5 protein-coding genes are annotated in these 6,780 nt (G+C 34.9%); 4 read left to right on the top strand and 1 reads right to left on the bottom strand.

Annotation, left to right across the window (positions count from 1 at the left end):
• The 4 genes from ABXH34_RS04430 to ABXH34_RS04415 form a co-directional block, all read left to right on the top strand.
• Positions 1-2,502, top strand: a 2,502-nt coding sequence (locus tag ABXH34_RS04430; protein WP_353570659.1) for a fibro-slime domain-containing protein, incomplete at its 5' end; no start/stop codon positions are given.
• Positions 2,503-2,777: 275 nt separating this feature from the next.
• A complete protein-coding gene (locus ABXH34_RS04425) occupies positions 2,778-4,718 on the top strand; it encodes an AIPR family protein (RefSeq protein ID WP_353570658.1) in 1,941 nt (646 codons plus the stop codon).
• A gap of 104 nt (positions 4,719-4,822) precedes the next feature.
• On the top strand, positions 4,823-4,999 hold the full coding sequence (locus ABXH34_RS04420; protein ID WP_353570657.1) for a hypothetical protein: 177 nt from the start codon (positions 4,823-4,825) through the stop codon (positions 4,997-4,999).
• A 73-nt stretch (positions 5,000-5,072) separates the two neighbouring features.
• A complete protein-coding gene (locus ABXH34_RS04415; RefSeq protein WP_353570656.1) occupies positions 5,073-6,140 on the top strand; it encodes a DUF418 domain-containing protein in 1,068 nt (355 codons plus the stop codon).
• Between the two features lie 84 nt (positions 6,141-6,224).
• On the opposite strand, the gene ABXH34_RS04410 is transcribed toward ABXH34_RS04415, so the two are convergent.
• Positions 6,225-6,656: an FAD-dependent oxidoreductase gene (locus ABXH34_RS04410; RefSeq protein WP_353570655.1), complete on the bottom strand. Its 432-nt coding sequence runs from the start codon at positions 6,654-6,656 to the stop codon at positions 6,225-6,227.
• Between the last annotated feature and the right edge of the window lie 124 nt (positions 6,657-6,780).

Genomic DNA, 6,780 nt, shown 5'->3' with positions numbered 1-6,780 from the left:
GAGTTGGGCAATCCAGATACAACTAATCCTGATGTTATTGATGAAAATGGCAACCCAACAACAGATCATGACGATGGCGAAATTGTTATCGAAATCCCTGAAGTTTTAGAATTAATTGGTTTTGTACGTGATTTGCCAGCCGATCATCCAGATGTTGAAGGCACAGTCACAGGTGTACAAGAAGGTTGTGTTGAACCATTCTTAGCTGAAGACTTTATTTTACCAATTGCGATTGATGGTAATGCTTGTAATATTTCTGCATTAGATGAATGGTATCTCGATGATTTAGAAGGTCGTCCACATTTAGTTGAGTTAGCTTATGAAGAAGAAGGCGGTACTTATAGCTTCTTATTAGACGAATTCTTCCCAATTGATGACGAGTTTTTAGGCAATGAAGGTCGTCAACATAACTATCACTTCACTTATGAATTACATGCTAATTTTATCAGCGAGCCAGAGCAATTTTTAACTGTCGGTTCTGATGATGACTTATGGGTATTCCTTGACGGTGAGTTAATCATTGATTTAGGTGGTGTGCATGACTTTGAAGAAGCAACGATCGAACTTGATGACTTAGAATTAGAGACAGGTAATGACTATGTTTTAAGTTTCTTCTTTGCAGAACGCCGTACTCAAACATCACGTTTAGCGATTGATACAAACATCATTCTTGAAGCTCAACCAGTCGAAGTTTGTGAAGACGAAGACGATTGCAATGTTGAACCACCAGTTTGTGAAGACGAAGACGATTGCAATGTTGAACCACCAGTTTGTGAAGACGAAGACGATTGCAATGTTGAACCACCAGTGTGTGAAGACAAAGACGATTGCAATGTTGAACCACCAGTGTGTGAAGACGAAGACGATTGCAATGTTGAACCACCAGTGTGTGAAGACAAAGACGATTGCAATGTTGAACCACCAGTGTGTGAAGATGAAGACGATTGCAATGTTGAACCACCAGTGTGTGAAGATGAAGACGATTGTAATGATGAGCCAAGCATTGAAGACATTGACTTCCCTAACTTGAATATTGAGTTAATTTCTAACTTGTCACTTCAAATCATTATCAACTTAACTGCAAGCCAAGTTACTCAAATTCCTGTAGATGCAATAGCAGGCTTTGACGAGCAGCAAATTGCTTATATTCCACCTAAAGCGTGCAAAGGCTTGACTAAGAAACATATTGAAAAAGTTAAACCTAAATCAGCGCGTGGCTTCCAAAAAAATCAAATCAAGAATATTGAGCCTAAAGCGGTATCTGGCTTTAAGTTTGAGCATATTGAATACTTCAAACGTGAAACAGTCAGCGGCTTTAATATTGAGCAGTTTAAAAATATTGAACCTAAAGAGTTAGGCGGTTTTACACCTGAAAATATTGGTGGCTTAGCTACTGAGATTGTGGAAGAAAAAGGTGTTGAAATCCTAGAGCAATTGGAAGAAGCTAAATTACCTCAAATTCCTCAACGTGATATTTCTTGGATTCTTTTGAACTCTAATGTTGAATCGCGTGACTTGCCTCAATCTGTGTTGATTAATTTGAATATAGAAATTAATTCTGACACGGGTTTTTATAAATTACCTACAGGCAAATTACGTTTACCTTCTGTGAAAACACCACAATTAACCGTGCCTGACTCAGTCGAATTGCCTGAAATTCCTGATTTTAATTCACCATTGAATATTTCAGGTTTAAATCAAACTGTGATTCAACAAGTCAATCAAACTTTTGTGAATTTGAACTTTGGCCAATTTACCAGCGTTCAAAACAACGGTATTTTTGCAGTACAAGGCTCTGGTGATTTTGCAGGTATTACTTACAACTTCATCCCAGATGAAAGCGGTTTTGAAACTGTAGAAGAGGGTACGCCAGAAGGTATTACAACTGATAAAGGTGGGCGTATCGTGTTAGTGACTTCAACAGGTCTGAAAACACGCTTATTGCCAGCTCCTCGTAATCCTGAGCATATTATGAAAGTGATTCCGGGTGGTTCAGTGAAGCTTGATAAACGCGGTATTACACGCTTGCAAGTGCCTCAATTGAATCGGACTATTTTCGGTGTATTTGATTCAGAGTTAGAAGTGGCAGAACCTGAGTTATCGGTTGGTATTAGTATCACGGGTACGCGCGGTATTGATGAAAAAGCCGTCATCGTATATGAAGATGGCTTTAAACAAACCATTCGTCCTGCGATTGCAGACTTAGATTTATTAGCAACAGCACGCGAAGGCTTGTTAGATGCTAATCGTTATGGCAACTACTTCATGCACTCTGGTGGTCAGATATATATGGTTTATGGCAATAAATTAGGTCGTGTTGTGCCTACATTTGATGTTGATGTTGAGCTAGATGTTTCTGTGACTATTCCAACAATTTTGCCTGCGGGTGATGATGACAGCTTGGCTGTGTTAGTCACACCAGATGGTGAACAACAAACCTTTGTATATGAAATCATTGGCGATGCTGATGAGTATGGTGATTATGCAGAGCAAGACGATTAATCTTAAGCGTTTTGTTTAAACTGTAAACCATGAGCACTCTTGACATTATGTTGAGGGTGCTTTTTTTTACTTGTTTATTGTATTCAATCATAAAAGGCTTAAGTATGATATTTTAAAATTTCACGAAAAAATCATACAAGCGACATTTGGCTCAGGACAGAAAACAATCTACTTATCCCCTTAATTCAATGATAGTTGCAATTTGCTTTTTCAGATAAAAAATGTAAAATAACCAGTTGTTTTCAATAAATGACTCCCTATTAGTTACTCACCATATGATAGCAAAAGACTTCTTTAAAATAATTAAAAAATTCTCATTAGATAAGGGTTTATCAATAGAGGAAGGATTCCCTTTATGGGCTATCAGCACCTTTTATCCTAGACTAAATGAAGACGAAATATATGAATGTGTAAGAGGGCTAGATGTTAATGATGACTCTATTGATGCTTTTTTTGAAGACACATCAAATAAAGAGCTTGTATTTTTTCAATTTAAATCGGTAAAGTCAGAGAAAAGCTTTTCAACAACAAAAAAACAAGACCTTGCTTACTTTTATAATGTAAATAAGAACCTTAAAAATACTACCTACATTGATAATCATAAAAACTCAAGGATTCGAGAAATAGCTGAACGTTATGCTATTTGTAGAAAGAAGAAATATACAGTGAGAATGATTTTTGCTGCCTTGGGAGGAAAACTTGAAAATGAGTCAATAATAGATTCATTTAATGAGGCTGATGATGTGACATTCGAGTATTTTGGAATAGATCATTTAATTAAAAAATACAAAGAGTATGAATCTTTACTTAGCCTTGAAAAATTAGGTGAGTTTACTCTAACTATTAAATTTAATAGCGATAATCAAGTCATACAGACTAAAATTGGCTCTCATCGTACTTTAGTTTCTATTTTGACTGCTGATGAGTTAATTAGGCTACGAGAAGAACATGGCTTTAAGCTTTTTGATAAAAATATTCGATATTCGTTGGGTGAAAATAAGGTTAATAAGCAAATTATTGATACCGCGACCAGCGCACAAGAGTTATTTTATTTTTACAATAATGGCATCACAATAACCTGTGAAGGATTTAGATATCATTCTAACACAGGAAAAATTCATGTTACTCTCCCTCAAATTATTAATGGTGCACAAACAGTTGACTCTATTTATTCAGCATATAAAAAAATGTTAAGTAAAGCTGTGCGTAAATGTGGAGATGAAAAAGTTGCTCAGCAAGAAGTTTACAAAGATTTTAGTAGGCTGAAAGTCATGTTTAGATTGATTAAATCTGAGAAAAATGAAACAGTTTTTGAGAAAGGAGTTATTGAATATAATAATACTCAAAACTCTGTCAAAAGTAGAGATTTTTACTCTAACAAAAAAGAGCAGTTAGCATTACAGAAGGCATTTTCTGAGGAAGGGTATTTTTATGAAATTAAACGAGGCGAGCGAAAATATATTACAAACCATAAACATTTCGTATTGGGACAGAAATTACAAGATTTTCAACATAAAACTGAAAATCTGCATATTGAAAAATTAGTAAGTCTGTATCAAGCTTATCTAGGAAAACCTAGTTCCAAGGATGTTGGCGCAAAATATATTCTTGATAATGAAGATGATGTGTATGGTGAAATATTTGATGATGATACACCAAGCAAAGTTAAAGAGCTTATTTTAGCTTATGAGCTTTACGATATTATTGAAAGAGAGTCAAAAAACTACAGCAAATTAATAAAATTGATTATGACTGATAATGATTATCAATCTATAAAGTCAGTCATAGAAAATTCTTTAATTTTCAATAGTCAAGATGCTAAAGATGTATCAGATGACACCATTTTTCAGCAAAAGAAAATTCGTCTTTATGAGAGAATTAAGAAAAATGTAATTTTTACGGAAAGCAAATATTTTATTTTAGCACTGATGGCTAGTATTTTAGTCGAGTGTGACTATATAAACAGCATTATTGATAACCAACGCTACAATGATAAGGAGTTTATTAAAAAACGTATAGTTAAAGCTTGGCTTCCAAAAATTTTAAAGATGTTAGTAGTTACTTATAATGAAGCATATAAGCTTGAGTCACTTTCAACAAAAACATTTTTATTAAGACATCGAAGTTTTGAAAAATGCCACCAAAGGCTAGAAGAATTGCCTTATGATGAAGATAAAGAGATGAAAGAACTGTTTCCAATAGATTATCAGTGGTAGCACGATGATTTTCTATCAATATATTTGATTTCTATAAACACCAAAAACCCTAACAACATATTATGGTGTAAATATTATGTCTCAAGTAATCTTCTGTCAGTGCAATGCCCACCTTAGAAGCACTTATAAATTACACACCTGCACTTGTGCAACGTCATCATGCTCACAATTCTGAGCAACCGCCCGAGCCTACGGCAAAACGTTATGAATCCACCTTGTTGATGATTGAAACCATTGGCTTTTTTTCTTGTTCTAACGGTCTCCATTGGAATACAATTTAGATGCTCTGTGTCTTTCATATTGATAAAAACATTATAATTGTAGATTTCAAATCAATTCTATAGAGAGCCAAAAATGAAACAACGTGTTATAGGATTTGATGTTGCCAGAACATTGGCTATTTTCGGCATGGTGATCGTCAATTTTAAAATTGTCATGAGTGAACAAGTTGGTGGAAATGAATGGCTGATAAGATTTGCTACTTTATTTGAGGGTCGCGCTTCTGCATTATTTGTCATATTGGCTGGTGTTGGTATTAGTTTTTTGACGAACAAAGCATACTTATCAAAAGATTTAGCTATGCTTTATACAGCTCGAATAACTTTATTGAAACGGGCTTTGTTGCTTATTGTGATTGGGGTGATTTTCATGCCAATTTGGGAAGCAGACATTTTGCATTATTATGGATTTTATTTTCTGATTGCCACTATGATTTTTACTGTAAGTGATCAAAAATTATTAATTATTACCGCACTACTTACACTAGCTTTTCCAGTTTTGCTGCTGTTATTTGATTATGAACAAAATTGGGTTTGGGATACTTTCACTTATCAAAACCTATGGACAATGGAAGGATTTATTAGACATACATTGTTTAATGGCATACATCCTATTTTTCCTTGGGCTGCATTTTTAGTGTTTGGAATCTGGTTGGGTAGACAAAATTTAGCTTCAACCCAGACTCGAAAGACGCTTTTTATGTATGCTTTATTAGCTTGGATTGGAACAGAAGTACTGTCTTATGGCCTGTATCATTTTTTTAATAATATTGATGAAACTGATCGAGCTATTTTTCTGACTTCAGCTATTCCGCCAATGCCACAATATATCCTTGCTGCAAGTAGTTCAGCAGTCGTCATAATAATCAGTTGCTTAACAATTGCAGAACGTTTGCCTAACAACTTAATTATCAAATGGCTAGCTCAAACAGGACAATTATCACTCACACTTTATGTCGCTCATGTAATTATCGGAATGGGATTTTTGGAATCGATAGGAATGCTTGAACAACAGCCAATTGAATTTGCTTTATTCAGTGCTGGCATTTTTTGTATTCTGAGTATCATTCTTAGCGTGATATGGCTACAGCATTTTAAAATGGGGCCTTTAGAACAGGTATTTAGAAAAATGACACGAACCTAAAATCAAGTGAATAACAAAGTGTTGAATTTCGGTTTAGTGAAACAGAAAAACAAGCCTTGTTATTTACACAAATTGATAAATCAACTACTTAACAATATCAAATGATGTGCCTGTAATCGCTTCAGCCGCTTGTAATCCTGAAATTACAGTCGCCTCGATACAACCAACATTTAAAAACCCATTATCTACCCAATCACCAGCAAGGTATAAGTTATGGAAATCTGAACCATCAGGGGTTAGCCTGTATTTATTAGTACCCGCCAACGATAAAGTATAACGTTCTGAAGGATATACATTTGCTTGCCAATATTGTGCATCAAAACGTTGCTCGCCTTGTCTGTTTTCAGGGTCAAGCAAGGTATCCCAGTCAAATTGACCTTGTTGAGCAACATTAGGCCATAAACGAAACACATTATCATTGAGCCATTGAATCCCTTGCTGCTTAATTTCTTGGGTTTGGCTTATAGGGTATTCTGCATCTGATGTCGGTGGTTCTTCTTCAACATCATCTGGCATCGTACCACAAAAATAAGCAATATCACTAACAAAAAAAGGAGAAAAGCTCAGGCCTTCTCCTTTTCTTACTTTATAAGTACAAATATTTTATTTGTTTGGATTATTTTTTTCTTGCTGAGGTTTT

Source organism: Candidatus Albibeggiatoa sp. nov. BB20, from assembly GCA_016744725.1.
GTDB lineage: Bacteria > Pseudomonadota > Gammaproteobacteria > Beggiatoales > Beggiatoaceae > Albibeggiatoa.
Note: the sequence above shows the minus strand (reverse complement) of the source record. Positions and strands in the feature narration are given on the sequence as shown.

Excerpts from the sequence above, each read along its gene's own strand:
- ABXH34_RS04425 (WP_353570658.1), top strand. The coding sequence starts at position 2,778 with ATGATAGCAAAAGACTTCTTTAAAATAATTAAAAAATTCTCATTAGAT.
- ABXH34_RS04415 (WP_353570656.1), top strand. The coding sequence starts at position 5,073 with ATGAAACAACGTGTTATAGGATTTGATGTTGCCAGAACATTGGCTATT.
- ABXH34_RS04420 (WP_353570657.1), top strand. The coding sequence starts at position 4,823 with ATGCCCACCTTAGAAGCACTTATAAATTACACACCTGCACTTGTGCAA.
- ABXH34_RS04410 (WP_353570655.1), bottom strand. The coding sequence starts at position 6,656 with ATGCCAGATGATGTTGAAGAAGAACCACCGACATCAGATGCAGAATAC.